This window comes from Sphingopyxis sp., assembly GCF_040216815.1.
Lineage (GTDB): Bacteria > Pseudomonadota > Alphaproteobacteria > Sphingomonadales > Sphingomonadaceae > Sphingopyxis.
In genome coordinates this window covers 310607-326462 of record NZ_JAVJOJ010000011.1, presented here as the reverse complement: position 1 = coordinate 326462, position 15856 = coordinate 310607, and the positions used below count along the sequence as shown (strand labels likewise).

Here is a 15856-nt window from a genome sequence, read left to right as displayed (position 1 = left end):
CACCCGGCCCTTTTTATCGATCGTCAGCCGAAGCTTATTTCTTCGCGGCGGCCTTTTTGGCCGGTGCCTTCTTGGCGGGTTCGGCCTTCTCAGCCGGAGCAGCCTTCTTCGCCGCGGGCTTGTCCTCGGCCTTCGAAGCCGCGGCTTTCTTCGCTGGTGCCTTCTTGGCGGGAGCGTCCTCGGCCTTTTCTTCCTTCACCGGATCCTTCTTGGCAGCCGGCTTCTTCGCGGCGGCTTTCTTGGCGGGCTTCGCGTCATGGTCATGGTCGTGACCACAGCCCGGACCGTGGACGTGGCCGTCGTCGTCGGCCTCGATCGCGGCTTCGATCTCTTCGCGCGTCACTTCGCGGTCGCTGATCTCGGCCTTTTCAAACAGGAAGTCGACGACCTTGTCCTCGTAAAGCGGCGCGCGGAGCTGCGCGGCGGCGAGCGCGTCCTGCTGGACATATTCGACGAAGCGCTGACGGTCTTCGGGGCGATATTGCTGCGCCGCCTGCATGATCAGGCGCTGCATTTCCTGGCTCGACACCTGTACGCCATGCGCCTGGCCGATTTCCGACAGGAGCAGGCCCAGGCGGACGCGGCGTACCGCGATGCTGCGATATTCCTCACGATCCTTCTCGAGTTCGGCCTTTGCCGCCTCGGGATCTTCCTCGTGGCTCGCTTCATGCTCGAGCTGCTGCCAGATCTGATTGAATTCGGCCTCCACCATAGTCGGCGGCACCTCGAAGTCGTGGCTCGCCGCGAGCTGGTCGAGCAGCTTGCGCTTCATATAGGTGCGCGTCAGACCGTTGAGCTCCTGCTCGACCTGATCCTTCATCAGCTCCTTGAGCTTGTCGAGGCTCTCGAGGCCGAGCGACTTTGCAAACTCGTCATCGATCTTGGTGTCGGCGGGAACTTTCACTTCCTTCACCGTGACGGCAAATTCGGCGGGCTTGCCCTTCAGATTGTCGACCGGATATTCGTCGGGAAACGTGACCTTCAGAACCTTTTCGTCGCCCGCCTTCACGCCGACAAGCTGGTCCTCGAAACCGGGGATCAGTTGGCCCGAACCGATCTCGACGGCCATGTCTTCGCCCGTGCCGCCGTCGAATGGGGTGCCGTCGACGCTGCCCGCGAAGTCGATGATGACCTGGTCGCCCGTCGCAGCCTTCTTCGTCTTCGGCGCTTCCTCGAAACGCTTCATCTGCGCGGCAAATTCCTCGATCTTCGCCATCACCGCCTTGTCGTCGGCGGGAACGGTCAGGCGCTCGAGCTTCAGCCCGTCGATCGACGGGGTTTCGATTTCGGGCAGCACTTCGAGCGCGACGGTCAGCTCGGCATCCTTGCCGGTTTCATAACCGTCGGCGAGCGTCACCGCAGGCTGCAGCGCCGGACGCAGCTTTTCTTTCGTCATCAGGTCCTTGACGCCCTGATCGATCGCCTTGTTGAGCGCGTCGGCCGACAGCGCGGCGCCGTGCATCTTGCGAATGAGGTTCGGCGGCACCTTGCCGGGGCGAAAGCCGGGCATGCGGACGGTCGGGGCGATGCTCTTCACCTCCTCGTCGACGCGCGCGTCGATATCCTTGGCGGTGATCGTGACGCGATATTCGCGCTTCAGGCCTTCGTTCAGCGTTTCGACGGTCTTCATTGCCTTGGTCTTATCCTTGCTCAAAATCTCTTGTCCGAACCCCGGCCGCATGGCGGAGTTCCCCTTGTCCCGGCTTGCTGCTCACGGGGGGTGGTGCGGGCGAAGGGACTCGAACCCCCACATCTTGCGATACTGGTACCTAAAACCAGCGCGTCTACCAATTCCGCCACGCCCGCGCATGAGCTTTCGGCCGGGTGCACGAAATCGCGCGCTGCCGCGCACGCCCGTGCGGGCCGCGCGGGGCTATAGCAGACGCGCGGACAAGGGCAAGGGCACAAAGCCCCCGCCCAGCAAGGCGGAACATGCGTCGCGCCCGTTCGTTGATCAGGCCAAGGAGAATGACGATGACCGGCAACCCCGACCCGCTTCCCAAGCCCCGGCCCGATACGATCGAACCGCAATCGCCGCCCGAAAGCCCGGTGCAACCCGCCCCGCTCGAAGACCCGGCGGGCCAGCCGGCCGAAATCCCCGGCCGCCCTGGCGGCGGCGACATCGATCAGCCCGGCCGCGGACCCAGCGAGGTTCCACCGCACCCGATTTGATCGGCTTTGAGTGCGGCCGCGATGACCGCAAAGATTAGATTGCTCAGCAACCCTTGACCTCTCCCCTCGCCCCCCGCACGATAGGGCGAGAGGGAGAGAGACATGAAATTCACCGCCGCCGCCGCACTGCTGCTGGCAACCACGGGGCCCGCGCTTGCGCAGGATAAGACCCTGTATCGCGGCGGCCCGATCGTCACGATGGACGGTGACAGCCCCCAATTGGTCGAGGCAATAGTCACGGCGGGCGACCGCATCACCTTCGTTGGGCCCGAAAAAGCGGCGCGGAAGGCGGCGGGCAAGGACGCTGCGATCCACGATCTCAAGGGCGCAACCCTGCTCCCCGGTTTCATCGATGCGCACTCACACTTTGCGGTCGCGCTCCAGATGGCGGGCGGACTCGACCTTTGGGACAAGGCGCTGCCGCCCGTCACCGATATCGCGAGCCTGCAAGGCGTGATCCGCAGCCACATCGCCCGCCGCGCCATTCCCAAGGGCGGCTGGGTCGTCGTGTGGCAATATAATGAAGAGAAGCTGTCGGAAAAGCGCCATATCACGCGGGCCGAACTCGACGCTGTGTCGCCCGATCACAAGATTGTGCTGCTCCACATTTCGCTCCACGGCCTCGTCGCGAACAGCCCCGCACTCGCCGCCGCCGGCCTGTCGGACGCGAGCCAGCCCGAACCCGGCGGACTGATGCTGCGCGACGCAGCCGGACGCCTTAACGGCGTGCTGCTCGAAAAGGCGATGTACCGGCTGATGCCCGCACTGCCGCAACCCACCGACGAACAGAAGCTCGCGATGCTCGACGCTGCGCAGGCGCGTTATTTCGCCGAAGGTTATACACATGCGCAGGACGGCGCGACCCAGCCCGCCGACCTCGCCTTCTTCACCAGCGCCGCCGCGCGCGAAAGGATCAAGATCGACCTCGCGCTGCTTCCCGTCTTTACCGGGCTCGACGCGATGCTTGCCGATTCCGCTTTAGCATTCGGCACTTATGACGGCCATGTAAAGCGACAGGGCATCAAGTTCATGCTCGACGGCAGCCCGCAGGCACGCACCGCGTTCTTCACCCGCGACTATGCGCGCGGCGCCCCCGATGGCGCGCACCCCTGGCACGGCCAGCCGATCGTGAAGCAGGAAGAGTTCGAAACGCTCGCGCGCAAGGTCCACGACCGCGGCTGGCAATTGTTTGTCCACGCGAACGGCGACGCCGCGATCGACATGGCGATCCAGGGTTTCGACGCGCTAGGGATCAAGGCGGCCGACGATCGGCGGCCGGTCGTCATCCACTCGCAATTTCAGCGTCCCGACCAACTCGCCGCCTATAAGCGGATTGGCGTCGGGCCAGCCTATTTTTCAAACCACACATGGTATTGGGCCGACATTCACCGCACGAATTTCCCGAATGAAGTCGTCGACTTCATAAGCCCCTTCGCCTCGGCGCACGCCGTCGGGCTGATCGCCTCCAACCACAGCGATTACAGCGTCACGCCGCTGGACACGCGCTTCATGCTCTGGACCTCGATGGCGCGCGTTTCCCCCACCGGCGCCGTCAGCGGCGAAAGCGAGCGCCTCTCCGCCTACCGAGCGTTGCAGGCGCTGACCACCGGGCCCGCATGGCAGATTTTCGAGGAAGACCGCAAAGGCCGCATCAAACCCGGCCTGCTCGCCGACTTCGTCATCCTCGACAGAAACCCGCTGACAACGCCGGTCGACGGCATCAAGGACATCAAGGTCCGCGAAACGATCAAGGAAGGGCGGACAGTGTGGAAGGCCGCGTCGGACTAGCCGCATCGCTTGCCGTTGCCGGGGCAGCCCCCCGGAAACGGTGTCTCGGTCGCCACCCGGCCCGACATTCGTAGCGCGCCGATTTAGCCGAGCGCCTTCTTCAGCAGTTCATTGACCACCTGCGGATTCGCCTTGCCCTGCATCGCCTTCATCGTCTGACCGACGAAGAAGCCGAACAAAGCTTCCTTGCCGCCCTTATACTGTTCGACCTTGTCGGCATTGGCGGCGAGCACCTTGGCGATCTCGGCCTCGATCGCGCCGGTGTCGCTCGTCTGTTTGAGTCCTTCGCGGTCGACGATCGCCGCGGCGCCGTCGCCGCTCTCGAGCATCTTTTCGAACACCGTCTTCGCGATCGTCCCCGAAATCGTGCCGTCAGCGACGAGACCCAACAATTCGGCGGCCTGCGAGGGTGACACCGGCGAATCCGAAATGTCGCGGCCCATGCGGTTGAGCGCGCCAAACAACTCGCTCGTCACCCAGTTGGCGGCGGCGACCGGCTTGGCGCCCGCGTCGAGCAGCGCGTCGAACCAGCGCGCCGCCTCGACCTCGGCGGTCAGAACGTCGGCGTTATAGGCGCTGATGCCCGCCGCCAGATAGCGCGCGCGCTTGGCGTCGGGCAGTTCGGGCAGGCTTGCGCGGCACTCGGCCAGAAATTCATCGTCGAGTTCGAGCGGCAGCAGGTCGGGATCGGGGAAGTAGCGATAATCATGCGCATCTTCTTTCGACCGCATCGAGCGCGTCTCGCCCCGGTCGGGATCGTAGAGCCGCGTTTCCTGCACCACCGTGCCGCCGCTTTCGATCAGTTCGACCTGGCGCTTCGCCTCGCTCTCGATCACCGCCATCACGAAGCGCACCGAATTGACATTCTTCGTCTCGGTGCGCGTGCCGAAGGCTTCACCGGGCCGCCGCACGCTGACGTTCACGTCGGCACGCATCGAGCCCTCTTCCATATTGCCGTCGCACGAGCCGACATAGCGCAGGATCGAGCGCAGCTTGCGCACGTATGCTCCTGCTTCTGCGGGCGAGCGCATGTCGGGGCGCGAGACGATCTCCATCAGCGCGACGCCCGAGCGGTTGAGGTCGACGAAGCTCATCGTCGGATGCTGGTCGTGCATCAGTTTGCCGGCGTCCTGCTCGACATGGATACGCTCGATCCCGATCACCTTGTCGGCGGGGATACCCGCCTTTTCATCGGCCGCAATCGTCAGCGAACCTTCGCCGACAAGAGGATGATAAAGCTGCGAAATCTGGTAACCCTGCGGCAGGTCGGCATAGAAATAATTCTTGCGGTCGAACCGCGACCATTTGTTGATTTGCGCGTCAATCGCCATCCCCGTGCGCACCGCCTGGCGGATGCACTCGCGGTTCGGCACCGGCAGCATGCCGGGCATGGCGGCGTCGACCAGCGACACCTGCGTGTTCGGTTCCGCCCCGAACGCCGTCGCCGCGCCCGAAAACAGCTTGGCGTTGGAGGTCACCTGCGCATGGACCTCAAGGCCGATCACGACCTCCCACTCGCCGGTTTCGCCCTTGATGCGATAATCAGACATCATTCGTTCCTTCATGTATCCCCGCGAAGGCGGGGATCCAGTGCGGGGCGGCACAAGGCCGCTCTGGGCTCCCGCCTTCGCGGGAGCACGCCGCTAAATTACCACCACTTCTCCGCCCGCGCCGTGAAGCCTGCGCGTTCCTCGATCGCCAGCCCGGCGTTGAGCACGCCCTGCTCGTCGAAGGCCTTGCCGATGATCTGGAGGCCCAGCGGCAGCCCTTCGCGGTTGAGCGCCGCGGGGACCGACATTGCGGGCAATCCCGCGAGGCTCGCGGGCACCGCGAACACGTCGTTGAGGTACATTGCCAGCGGGTCGGCCATCTTCTCACCCAGCCCGAACGCCGCCGACGGCGCGGTCGGCGCGAGGATCACGTCGCACGACGCAAAGGCCGCCTCGAAATCGCGCGCGATCAGCGTCCGCACCTTTTGCGCCTGCGTGTAATAGGCATCATAGAAGCCCGCCGAGAGCACATAGGTGCCGATCATGATGCGGCGCTTGACCTCGGGCCCGAAACCATCGGCGCGCGTCGCGGCGTACATATCCTGCAGCCCCGCCCCCTCGGGCAGGTCGCGCAAACCATAACGCACGCCGTCATAGCGCGCGAGGTTCGACGAAGCCTCGGCGGGCGCGATGATATAATAGGCCGGCAGCGCATATTTGGTGTGCGGCAGGCTGATCTCGACCACGTTCGCGCCCGCATCCTTCAGCATCGCGATCCCCGCGTCCCACATCGCGTCGATGTCGGGGTCGATGCCTTCCAGTCGATATTCCTTGGGAATACCGACCGTCTTGCCCTTCAAATCACTCGACAAAGCGGCTTCCCAATCGGGCACGGGCATGTCGAGGCTCGTCGCGTCCTTGGGGTCGAAGCCCGCCATATTTTCGAGCATGATCGCACAGTCGCGCACGTCGCGCGCCATCGGCCCCGCCTGGTCGAGCGAACTGGCGAACGCCACAATGCCCCAGCGCGAGCAGCGGCCATAGGTCGGCTTGATGCCCGAAATGCCCGTAAAGGCCGCGGGCTGGCGGATCGAGCCGCCGGTGTCGGTCCCCGTCGCAGCGGGGCACAGACGCGCCGCGATCGCGGCCGACGAACCGCCCGACGAACCGCCCGGCGCGAGCGCCGCATTGCCGCCGTCGTTGCGCTTCCACGGGCTGATGACATTGCCGAAATAGCTCGTCTCGTTCGACGATCCCATCGCGAACTGGTCGAGGTTGAGCTTGCCGAGCATCCCCGCGCCCGCGTCCCACAGTTTCTGCGAAACGGTCGATTCATAGCGCGGAACGAAGCCTTCGAGCATATGGCTCGCAGCGGTCGTCTGGACGCCGTTCGTGCAGAACAGGTCTTTCATCCCGATCGGCACGCCCGACAAGGGCTTCAACGTCCCCGCCGCACGGTCGGCATCGGCTGCCTTCGCCGCATCGATCGCATGTTCGGGCGTCTCGACGATAAATGCGTTGAGCGCCTTGGCGGCCGCGACATTCGCATTGAACGCCTCGGCGACCTCGACAGCGCTGAAATCGCCGGCGCGGTGACCATCGCGGATCTGCGCGACGGTGAGATTCGTAAGATCGGTCATTATTCGATCACCTTCGGCACGCCAAAGAAGCCGTGCTGCGGAGCGGGCGCATTCGCGAGCACATCGTCGCGGCGCCCGCCGCCGGTCAGCGGATCGGCATCGACGACATCGTCGCGCAGGCGCAGATGGTTGGGGATCACCGCCGTCATGGGCTCAACCCCGGTCACATCGACCTCGCCGAGTTGCTCGACCCACCCCAAAATGCCGTTGAGTTCGCCTTCCATCGCGGCGGCCTCCGCATCGCTGATCGCGATGCGCGCCAACGACGCGATTTTCCTGACCGTTGCCTGATCGATTGCCATTGAGTCCTGCCTTTACGGGAGAAGAGGCGCCGCTAGCACCGCGTCCCGCGCGCATCAAGCGGCGCTATTCGAACACGCCCGATTCGGCTTCGCCGTCGACGACGATGTGGCGGCGCGTTACCGTTTCGATGCCGATGCGCGCCTTTGACAAATCGATGGCGCGTCCGGTCGGACGGGGCTCGCGCGCGAGGTCGCCCTGCCCCCAGCGTCCATCCTCATTTCGGGTCACGAAATCGAATTCGATCGCCTCGCCCGGCGCATCCTGACCCAGCAGACCGATCCGCCCGTCATCGATCCAGATCGCGACGCACGCCTGGGCGCGATTGCAAATATAGCTGGCAGCGATGCGATCGAGGACCTTGGCCGGCAAGGTCCGCCCTTCGGGCAATGTGCGGAGTCGCTCGGCCAACGGCTTTGGCGGCACCAACCCGCGAGGTCCGCTCAGCGCATAACGATTCTCCGCCGCCAATGCCGCCTTTGCAGCCTCTGCGCGCTGCCCGTCCGGGGATCGTGCCAGTTGATCGAGCGCCGCGCGCCCGCTCGGTCCGAAATCGAATGCCATCGCCGCCCAGTCGAACTTTTCGGCTGGCGTTGTCCCCGATTTCAGCCGCGCGACCTGATCGCGCGTCGAAATCACCCCGAAATCGAGAATTGGCAGCGCAAGGAACAGCGCGAGCAGCATCAGCGCGATCGCGAGCCGCTGCTGGAGCGGGCGCAGAAGCTCGTCGAAGCGCCAGCGCCCCATCGCCACCGCCCATAGCCCCGCAACCCCATAGGCAAGTGCGATGCCGACGGCGATCGCGCCCCAGATGCGCTCCGGCGTCCAGCCATATTCGCCGATCCGCACCTGCATCGAGGCCGCCGCGATCGCCGCGAGCGGCAGCACCGCCAGCGCGAGCGCCGCCGCCGCGCCGCGCATGATCCGGTTCGCCGACCCTTCTTCGCCGCCACTGCCGATCACTGCATTGGCGAGCAGCACCGCAAAGGCCGCCGCCGCGAGCATCAGCGCCGCGGTCGAAAAACCCGAGCTCCACAGTCCGCCCAGTCCCGTGCCGACCAGCGACAGCAGGAACAAGAGCAGCGCCGCCGCGAGCACCGGCGCCAGCACCGCGAGCACGATCATCACCAGCCGCTGCAGCGTCGCGACCAGCCGGTCGCGCTCGCGCAGCAGACCCACCGCTCCGCCAAACGCAGCCCCGCCAAGCATCCACCCGAACCATTCGTCGTTCAAAAGGTCGAAGATCAGGTTGATCCCGATCAGCTTGAACATCTGCCCGATCAGCACGGTGAGAAGGAAGGTCACGCCGACAAAGGCAAGGCTCGCGGCGCCGATCACCGCGTCGGCCCACGCATGGCTGTGCAGCCGCGCATAGGGCATCTGCCACAGCTTCCAGAAACGCCAGTCAGGCGCGACATCGCGCCGCGTCTGAAACAGGGGCGTCGCGACAAGCACCGCGAGCATCCCCGACCAAAAGCGCCATTCGACCGGCGTGCCTTGCAGATTATAGCCCGCGGTCTGCCACGCGATCAGCCCCATGATGACGCCCCACAACGCCGCGAAGCCCAGCGCCCAGTGCCAGCGCCGCTGCTCGACGCCGAGCACGAACACGATTGTCGCGACCGCCACCGCCGTCGCGAGCGCGCTGCGCCAATCGGCGAGCGGTTCGGGATAGTGAAGATCGATCAGCAGGTGGAACAGCAGCCCGGCGGCGGCACAAATCGCGGCCATGATCCACGGCCGCATCGGCCAGGGCGCGTCGCTGTCGTCGAGGCGTGCCGAGGCAGCGCGGGGCGAATCGGCGGCGGGAGGTGGCACAGCGTCGGTCATGGGCGATATCTGGCCTTGTTTCGCCGCCCGCGACAAGCCAAATGCACACCGCCTGCGGGAACCAACGCCCGTTGCCGTTCGTGTCGAGCGAAGTCGAGACACCCCTCGCTGCCGCGCGTGGCCGGTGGGCATCTCGACTTCGCTCGATGCGAACGGATAAACAAGAAGCCGCAAATCGTCGCCGGCCCCTCGATGGAGCTCCTAATTGGCCCGCAAATTCCTCTATTTGATCGCCGCGATCATCCTCCTCATCCTCGCGGCCGGAATCGTCTACCAGCTTTTCCCTGGCTGGCTCGCGCGTACCGCCTTTGTCCCCAGCGCCGAGTTCGAGCAGCAGGCCGCGGTCGCGCCCAACGCCTATGACGATCCCAAGATGTGGTTCGCGCGGCCAGGCATGGAAAACGACCCGTCTGCGTGGCGCCCCGCCGCCGACGGCAGCGAGACGCCGGGCGACGCATCGAACGACAAGGCGGGCGGATCACCGATTGCGCCCACGCTGGCGGCGGAAGCGCCGGCCGAAGCGCCCTTTCCCAAAGGCAACGCCGCGGTCTTTTTTGTCCACCCGACCAGCTATTACAGCCGATCGAGCTGGAACGCCCCGCTCAGCGACCGCGATTCGGATCACCGTGCCAATCTGTTCGTTCAGGGCATGGCAAGCGCCTTTGCCGACGCGGGCGACCTCTGGGCGCCGCGATACCGCCAGGCGACGCTCGGCGCTTTCCTCGCCACCGACCGCGTGACCGCCGGCAAGGCGATCGATTCGGCCTATCGCGATGTCGAAGAGGCGTTCGACGCTTTTCTTGCCGCGCAACCGAAGGACAAGCCCATCATCCTCGCGGGTCACAGCCAGGGCGCGCTCCATCTGACCACGCTGCTGCGCACGAAGATCGCGGGGACGCCGCTCGCCCAGCGGATCGTTGCCGCCTATATCATCGGCTGGCCGGTCAGCCTCGACACCGACATCGCGGCGCTAGGCCTTCCCGCCTGCGAGGCCCCCGACCAGAAATCGTGCATTATTAGCTGGGCGAGCTTCGCCGATCCGGCCGACCCCGCGATGGTCACCGACGCCTATGACGGAACGATCGGTTTCGACGGCCGCCCGCGCGCCGACACGCGAATGCTCTGCACCAATCCGCTCACCGGCATTCCCGATACTGCGGCGGCGGCAGAGGCGAATGTCGGCACGCTGAAGCCCACCGAGGGTTTCAAGTCGGGATCGCTGATCGCAGGCAAAATCGGCGCAACATGCGACGACACGCGCGGTTTCCTGATGATCGGCGATGCTGACGTGGCGAAAAACTACGTCGTTGCAGGCTATGTGCTGCCCGGTAACAATTATCATGTCTATGACATCACATTGTTCTGGGCGAATGTGCGCGCCGACGCGCTCCGCCGCCTTGCCGCTTATGAGGGCAAGCCGTCGCCGGTGCCGCCAGCCGCAGCGCCGCTACCTTCCCCGCCCACGCCCGCGAACTCGGCAAGCTGAACCCGCCTCATGCGCAAAGCTGGCGTTCGCACCGCAAAATTTTCTATCCCTTCCCCCCTCCCCGCAAACGCGTTAGGGCGCGCGCATGATCCTGGTCATCGACAATTATGACAGCTTCACCTTCAACCTCGTTCATTATCTGATCGAGCTGGGGGTGGAGGTCAGCGTCGTGCGCAACGACGCGCTTACAGCGGCTGATGCGATCGCGACGGGCGCGACGGCTTTTCTCGTCTCGCCGGGCCCCTGCACCCCCAATGAAGCGGGGATCAGCCTCGACCTCGTCGCCGCCTGCGCCGATACCGCGCGGCCGCTCCTCGGCGTGTGCCTTGGTCATCAGGCGATCGGCCAGCATTTCGGCGGCACGGTGCAGCGCGGCCATTTGATGCACGGCAAGACCTCGCCCGTGTGCCACGACGCGACCGGGCTCTACGCCGGCCTGCCCTCCCCCTTTCAGGCGACGCGCTATCACAGCCTTGAAGTGGTCGACATTCCGCAGGATCTGGTCGTCAACGCGACGAGCGACGATGGCGCCGTGATGGGTTTTCGCCACATCGGGCTGCCGATCCATGGTGTCCAGTTCCATCCCGAAAGCATCGCCACCGAACATGGCCATGCGATGCTCGCCAATTTTCTGCGCATCGCGGGCCTGCCGGCCGGCGAACGGCAAGCCGCATGAGCCGTTTCGGTCCGTTTCCCGATCCGTCGGAGCTGCTCGGCCATGACGAGGCCGCTGCGGCCTTTGCGACGATGCTCGACGGCGGCGCCAGCGACGAACAGGTCAGCGAATTTCTGGTCGCGCTCGCCGATCGCGGCGAAACAATGGTCGAAATCGCCGCCGCGGCGCAGGCGATGCGCGACCGGCTGATCCCGATCGACGCCCCCGCGGGCGCCATCGACGTCTGCGGCACCGGCGGCGACGGCCATCACACATTGAACGTCTCGACCGCCGTGTCGATCGTGGTCGCGGCGTGCGACGTGCCCGTCGCAAAGCACGGCAATCGCGCGGCGTCGTCGAAATCGGGCGCCGCCGACACGCTGGAGGCCTTGGGGCTCGACATGGAGCGCGCCGACCGCCAGGCGCAGGAGCAGCTCGCCGACCTTGGCATCTGTTTCCTGTTCGCGGGAACGCGCCACCCCGCGATGAAGCGCATCATGCCGATCCGCAAGGCGATCGGGCGGCGGACGATCTTCAACCTGATGGGACCGCTCGCCAATCCCGCGCGCGTGACGCGCCAACTCGTCGGCATCGCGCGTCCCGCCTATGTCCCCGTCTATGCCGAGGCCTTGCACCGGCTCGGAACCGAGCATTCGCGCGTCATCTCCGGCGACGAAGGCCTCGACGAACTGTCGCTTGCGGGCGGCAACGAGGTCGCCGTTATCACGGCCGAAGGCGTGCGGATGCAGCGCAGCCACGCGGCCGACGCCGGGCTGCCGACGCGCTCGCTCGCCGAAATTCGGGGCGGCGACGCCGACTATAACGCCGGGGCGCTGCGCCGCCTGCTCGAAGGCGAGCCCGGCGCCTATCGCGATGCGGTGCTGTACAATGCCGCCGAAGCGCTGATCGTCGCGGGCACGGTCGACAATCTGGTCGACGGAGTCGAGGAAGCCGCCGAAGCGATCGACAAGGGCCTCGCCAACGCGCTGCTCAACTGCTGGATCGCCTATAAATGAACAAGCTCACCCAGATCCTCGAAACCAAGGCCGAGGAAGTCGCTGCGCGCCGCGCCACGCGCTCGCTGGACGAACTCGACGCAATGAGCGCCGGGCCCGTGCGCGGCTTCGCCGCCGCCTTGCAGGCAAAGATCGACGCCGGCGGCTATGGCCTGATCGCCGAGATCAAGAAGGCATCGCCGTCGAAGGGGCTGATAAGGGCGGACTTCGACCCGGCCGATCACGCGCGCGCCTATGCCGCGGGCGGCGCCGCCTGCCTGTCGGTGCTCACCGATGCGCCATATTTTCAGGGGCATGAGGATTATCTGATCGCCGCGCGCGCCGCCTGCGCGCTGCCCGTCCTCCGCAAGGATTTCATGATCGATCCGTGGCAGGTCGCCGAAGCGCGATCGATCGGCGCCGACGCGATCCTGATCATCGTCGCCGCGCTGGACGACGGCGCAATGCGCGAGATCGAGGCCGCGGCGGTCGAGCGCGGCATGGACGTGCTGGTCGAGGTCCACGACGAGGCCGAACTGGGTCGCGCGCTCAGCCAGCTCCAATCGCGCCTGATCGGCGTCAACAACCGCGACCTTCGCATCTTTGAAACCGACCTCGGCGTCACCGAACGGCTGGCCGGACTCATCCCCGCCGGCACCTTGCTCGTCGGCGAAAGCGGCATCACCACCCACGCCGACTGCCAACGCCTCGCCGCCAGCGGCGTGAAAGCCTTCCTCGTCGGCGAAAGCCTGATGCGGCAGAGCGACGTCACGGTGGCAACGAAGGCATTGCTGGAAGGTTGAGCTCAAGATGGCGGGGGTCCTATGACCTTGACGCCCGAATCCCCAATCCCAACGGTAACGCCTGTTCGCCCCTGAATCGGGCGAACAGGCGAAAACCTCATCGCTATTGCTGACGATCGATGATCGACCGCTACCAATAAGCGTGAAGCGCGTTCACATCGCCGCTGGTCAGGATCGGCATCGCTCCGCGAAGCTGATCGTCGCTCCAGTTCCACCATTCAAGCGCCCGCAGCCGTGCGATGTCTGCATCGCCGAAGCGCTTGCGGATCGCTTTCGCCGGATTTCCGGCAACGATGGCATAAGGCTCCACATCGCGCGAAACGAGAGCACGGCTCCCGATCACTGCACCGTCGCCAATCGTCACGCCGGGCATGATCATGGCTTCGGATCCAATCCACACGTCATGGCCAACGATCGTATCACCCGCGGGCAAGAAAGCATTGGCCGCCCCGGCGAACGCGGAAACCTCGGGCATCCAGAAAAATGGGAAGCTGCTGATCCAGTCACTCCGATGTCCCTGGTTCCCTGCCATGATAAAGGCGGCTCCCGATCCGATGGAGCAAAAGCTGCCGATGACAAGCCTGTCGACCCCTTCGTCCGACGCGAGGAATCGCGCGCAGTCGTCGAAACTGTGCCCGTGATAATAGCCTGAATAATAGCTGTATCGACCAACGCTGATGTTGGGATTGGTGACTTGGCGATCAAGCGTAATGCCCTTGAAAGGGCTTTCGAAAAAATTTTCCATGAAAAACACCACTGAATGGGCCGCATCGGCGGCTCGCTTGTGTCTGCGTTCGGACGCGCGAACGCTGTCAGTCAGGCAAAAGGCCTGCCGACACGAAGGCTTTTCGCAAAAAGCGAAAGCCGATTCAGATGGTACAGTCCGCGGACTTCATAGGGACGCTATGCCCCCATTCCTCATGCCATAGCAATATCTCAAAGACGCTTGCCTTTCGACTCGCCCCTTGCTTCGCTCCCTGCATGACACTCAAACCGACTCATCTCGACGATAGCGGCGCCGCGCATATGGTCGACGTCAGCGCCAAAGCCGCGACGCCGCGCCGCGCCGCCGCCGGCGGGCGCATCACCATGTCGGCGGAAGCGCTCGACGCCATTCGGAGCGGCAATGCGCCGAAGGGCGACGTGCTTTCCACCGCGCGCATCGCGGGCATCATGGCCGCCAAGCGCACCGCCGACCTCATCCCGCTTTGCCATCCGCTTGCGCTCACCAAGGTTTGCGTGGATTTCGCGTGGGAGGACGATGGCATCGCTGTCACTGCGGTCGCGCAGACAACCGGGCCAACGGGCGTCGAGATGGAAGCGCTCACCGCGGCGTCGGTCGCGCTGCTCACCCTTTACGACATGGCGAAAGCGCTCGACCGCGCGATGGTGATCGGGGACATTCGACTCCTCGAAAAGAGCGGCGGCCGCTCGGGCGACTGGCGCGCCGAATGAGTGGGCTGCTTCCTGTCGAGGAGGCGCAGGCGCGCCTGCTTGCACTGCGCGCGCCGCTCGCGGCCGAAACGCTCGCGCTCGCCGACGCCTATGGCCGCTACCTCACGGCCGATGTCCTTGCGCTGCGCGACCAGCCCGCGGCGCCTTTATCCGCGATGGACGGCTATGCCATTCGTTTCGACGATCTGCCTGGCCCGTGGACCGTGACGGGTGAGCTTGCCGCCGGGGCCATTCCCGACCGCAGCGTGGGCGCCGGCGAGGCGATTCGCATCTTCACCGGCGCGCTCGTCCCGCCGGGCGCCGACACGGTGGTCGTGCAGGAAGATGTCGCGCGCGACGGCGATCGGCTCACGCTGACCCGCGAGGGGCCGGGCAGCCGTGGCCGCCATATCCGCGCGCGCGCCGCCGATTTCGCGGCCGGCGATGTGCTGCTTTCGGCGGGCACGCGCCTCTCCCCCGGCGCCCTGGCCACCGCAGCGATGAGCGGCGCCGGAACGATTGCGGTCGGTGCCCGGCCACGCGTCGCGATCCTGACCACCGGGGACGAGCTGGTCCCGCCCGGGCAGCCGCTCGCCCCCGGCCGGATTCCCGACAGCAACAGCATCATGCTCGCGGCCATGCTTGCAGGCGATGTCGCCGACGCCGTCCGGCCAGTCCACATGGGCGACGATCGCTCCACCATCGCGCGGGCTTTGAAGGATTTGGCGGCCCATCACGACGTCATCGTTACCGTTGGCGGCGCGTCGGTCGGCGATCACGATCATATCCGCGGCGCGCTGGGCGATGCAGGCGGGCAGCTCGATTTCTGGAAAATCGCGATGAAACCCGGCAAGCCGCTGATCGCCGGAACGCTCGGCGATGCGATCCTGCTCGGCCTGCCGGGCAACCCCTCCTCGGCTTTCGTCACCGCAACGCTCTTCCTTCTGCCGCTCGTGCGCCACCTCGCGGGTGCGCGTGCGCCCTTGCCGCCCGTTCAGCGCGCACCGCTCGCCGCGCCGCTGGATGCGGGCGGCACGCGCCGCGACTATCTCCGCGCACGGGTCGAACGCGGCCGCCTCACGCCGATCATCGGACAGGAAAGCGGCCGCACCCTGCCCTTGGCGTCGGCCAACGCGCTGCTGATCCGCGACATCGACGCTCCGGCGCGCGGCGCAGGCGAGGTCGCGGACTATATCGCCATCGCTTGACAAGTTCCGCTTTGTTCCACTATCGTTCTCAATATGTCCGATATGACATCATGGA

At 65.6% G+C, this 15856-nt stretch carries 14 protein-coding genes and 1 tRNA gene; 8 read left to right on the top strand and 7 right to left on the bottom strand.

Going from position 1 to position 15856, the window contains the following annotated elements; genetic code table 11:
* Positions 1-34 precede the first annotated feature (34 nt).
* Positions 35-1630, bottom strand: coding sequence for a trigger factor (gene tig / locus RIA72_RS16475; RefSeq protein ID WP_350033146.1), 1596 nt, complete (start codon positions 1628-1630; stop codon positions 35-37).
* A 91-nt stretch (positions 1631-1721) separates the two neighbouring features.
* Positions 1722-1806: transfer RNA gene (locus tag RIA72_RS16470), tRNA-Leu, on the bottom strand.
* Between the two features lie 168 nt (positions 1807-1974).
* Between RIA72_RS16470 and RIA72_RS16465 the strand changes: the two genes are divergently transcribed.
* Positions 1975-2172: a hypothetical protein gene (locus RIA72_RS16465; RefSeq protein WP_350033145.1), complete on the top strand. Its 198-nt coding sequence runs from the start codon at positions 1975-1977 to the stop codon at positions 2170-2172.
* Positions 2173-2274: 102 nt separating this feature from the next.
* Complete coding sequence (locus RIA72_RS16460) at positions 2275-3960, top strand: amidohydrolase (RefSeq protein WP_350033144.1); 1686 nt, start codon at positions 2275-2277, stop codon at positions 3958-3960.
* 83 nt (positions 3961-4043) lie between these two features.
* Here the strand turns inward: RIA72_RS16460 and gatB are convergent, their stop codons facing one another.
* From gatB to RIA72_RS16440, 4 genes are all read right to left on the bottom strand, one after another.
* Entirely contained in the window at positions 4044-5510 is a 1467-nt protein-coding gene (gatB, locus tag RIA72_RS16455; protein WP_350033143.1) for an Asp-tRNA(Asn)/Glu-tRNA(Gln) amidotransferase subunit GatB, read from the bottom strand.
* A 98-nt stretch (positions 5511-5608) separates the two neighbouring features.
* Complete coding sequence (gene gatA, locus RIA72_RS16450; RefSeq protein WP_350033142.1) at positions 5609-7090, bottom strand: Asp-tRNA(Asn)/Glu-tRNA(Gln) amidotransferase subunit GatA; 1482 nt, start codon at positions 7088-7090, stop codon at positions 5609-5611.
* A complete protein-coding gene (gene gatC / locus RIA72_RS16445; protein ID WP_350033141.1) occupies positions 7090-7392 on the bottom strand; it encodes an Asp-tRNA(Asn)/Glu-tRNA(Gln) amidotransferase subunit GatC in 303 nt (100 codons plus the stop codon). The genes gatA and gatC overlap by 1 nt, the downstream gene beginning before the upstream one ends.
* 64 nt (positions 7393-7456) lie before the next feature.
* Positions 7457-9220 (bottom strand): DUF4153 domain-containing protein, encoded by a 1764-nt coding sequence (locus tag RIA72_RS16440; RefSeq protein WP_350033140.1) that lies wholly within the window; start codon positions 9218-9220, stop codon positions 7457-7459.
* Between the two features lie 205 nt (positions 9221-9425).
* On the opposite strand from RIA72_RS16440, the gene RIA72_RS16435 reads away from it, so the two are divergent.
* The 4 genes from RIA72_RS16435 (at position 9426) to trpC (ending at position 13159) form a co-directional block, all read left to right on the top strand.
* Positions 9426-10706 carry a DUF3089 domain-containing protein gene (locus RIA72_RS16435; RefSeq protein ID WP_350033139.1) on the top strand — a complete coding sequence of 427 codons (1281 nt, stop codon included), beginning with the start codon at positions 9426-9428 and terminating at the stop codon, positions 10704-10706.
* Between the two features lie 85 nt (positions 10707-10791).
* Entirely contained in the window at positions 10792-11382 is a 591-nt protein-coding gene (locus RIA72_RS16430) for an anthranilate synthase component II (protein WP_350033138.1), read from the top strand.
* Entirely contained in the window at positions 11379-12377 is a 999-nt protein-coding gene (trpD, locus tag RIA72_RS16425) for an anthranilate phosphoribosyltransferase (protein ID WP_350033137.1), read from the top strand. The genes RIA72_RS16430 and trpD overlap by 4 nt, the downstream gene beginning before the upstream one ends.
* On the top strand, positions 12374-13159 hold the full coding sequence (gene trpC / locus RIA72_RS16420) for an indole-3-glycerol phosphate synthase TrpC (RefSeq protein ID WP_350033136.1): 786 nt from the start codon (positions 12374-12376) through the stop codon (positions 13157-13159). Before trpD ends, trpC begins: the two co-directional genes overlap by 4 nt.
* A gap of 130 nt (positions 13160-13289) precedes the next feature.
* Here trpC and catB read toward each other — a convergent pair whose 3' ends face one another.
* Positions 13290-13904: a type B chloramphenicol O-acetyltransferase gene (gene catB / locus RIA72_RS16415; RefSeq protein WP_350033135.1), complete on the bottom strand. Its 615-nt coding sequence runs from the start codon at positions 13902-13904 to the stop codon at positions 13290-13292.
* A 236-nt stretch (positions 13905-14140) separates the two neighbouring features.
* Here catB and moaC point away from each other — a divergent pair, with 236 nt between their 5' ends.
* Both moaC and RIA72_RS16405 read left to right on the top strand, forming a co-directional pair.
* A complete protein-coding gene (gene moaC, locus RIA72_RS16410) occupies positions 14141-14614 on the top strand; it encodes a cyclic pyranopterin monophosphate synthase MoaC (protein ID WP_350033134.1) in 474 nt (157 codons plus the stop codon).
* A complete protein-coding gene (locus RIA72_RS16405; RefSeq protein WP_350033133.1) occupies positions 14611-15801 on the top strand; it encodes a molybdopterin molybdotransferase MoeA in 1191 nt (396 codons plus the stop codon). Before moaC ends, RIA72_RS16405 begins: the two co-directional genes overlap by 4 nt.
* Positions 15802-15856: the final 55 nt, after the last annotated feature.

Coding starts and splice junctions, on each gene's coding strand:
- tig (WP_350033146.1), bottom strand. CDS start 1,630: ATGAAGACCGTCGAAACGCTGAACGAAGGCCTGAAGCGCGAATATCGC.
- RIA72_RS16465 (WP_350033145.1), top strand. CDS start 1,975: ATGACCGGCAACCCCGACCCGCTTCCCAAGCCCCGGCCCGATACGATC.
- RIA72_RS16460 (WP_350033144.1), top strand. CDS start 2,275: ATGAAATTCACCGCCGCCGCCGCACTGCTGCTGGCAACCACGGGGCCC.
- gatB (WP_350033143.1), bottom strand. CDS start 5,510: ATGTCTGATTATCGCATCAAGGGCGAAACCGGCGAGTGGGAGGTCGTG.
- gatA (WP_350033142.1), bottom strand. CDS start 7,090: ATGACCGATCTTACGAATCTCACCGTCGCGCAGATCCGCGATGGTCAC.
- gatC (WP_350033141.1), bottom strand. CDS start 7,392: ATGGCAATCGATCAGGCAACGGTCAGGAAAATCGCGTCGTTGGCGCGC.
- RIA72_RS16440 (WP_350033140.1), bottom strand. CDS start 9,220: ATGACCGACGCTGTGCCACCTCCCGCCGCCGATTCGCCCCGCGCTGCC.
- RIA72_RS16430 (WP_350033138.1), top strand. CDS start 10,792: ATGATCCTGGTCATCGACAATTATGACAGCTTCACCTTCAACCTCGTT.
- trpD (WP_350033137.1), top strand. CDS start 11,379: ATGAGCCGTTTCGGTCCGTTTCCCGATCCGTCGGAGCTGCTCGGCCAT.
- trpC (WP_350033136.1), top strand. CDS start 12,374: ATGAACAAGCTCACCCAGATCCTCGAAACCAAGGCCGAGGAAGTCGCT.
- catB (WP_350033135.1), bottom strand. CDS start 13,904: ATGGAAAATTTTTTCGAAAGCCCTTTCAAGGGCATTACGCTTGATCGC.
- moaC (WP_350033134.1), top strand. CDS start 14,141: ATGACACTCAAACCGACTCATCTCGACGATAGCGGCGCCGCGCATATG.
- RIA72_RS16405 (WP_350033133.1), top strand. CDS start 14,611: ATGAGTGGGCTGCTTCCTGTCGAGGAGGCGCAGGCGCGCCTGCTTGCA.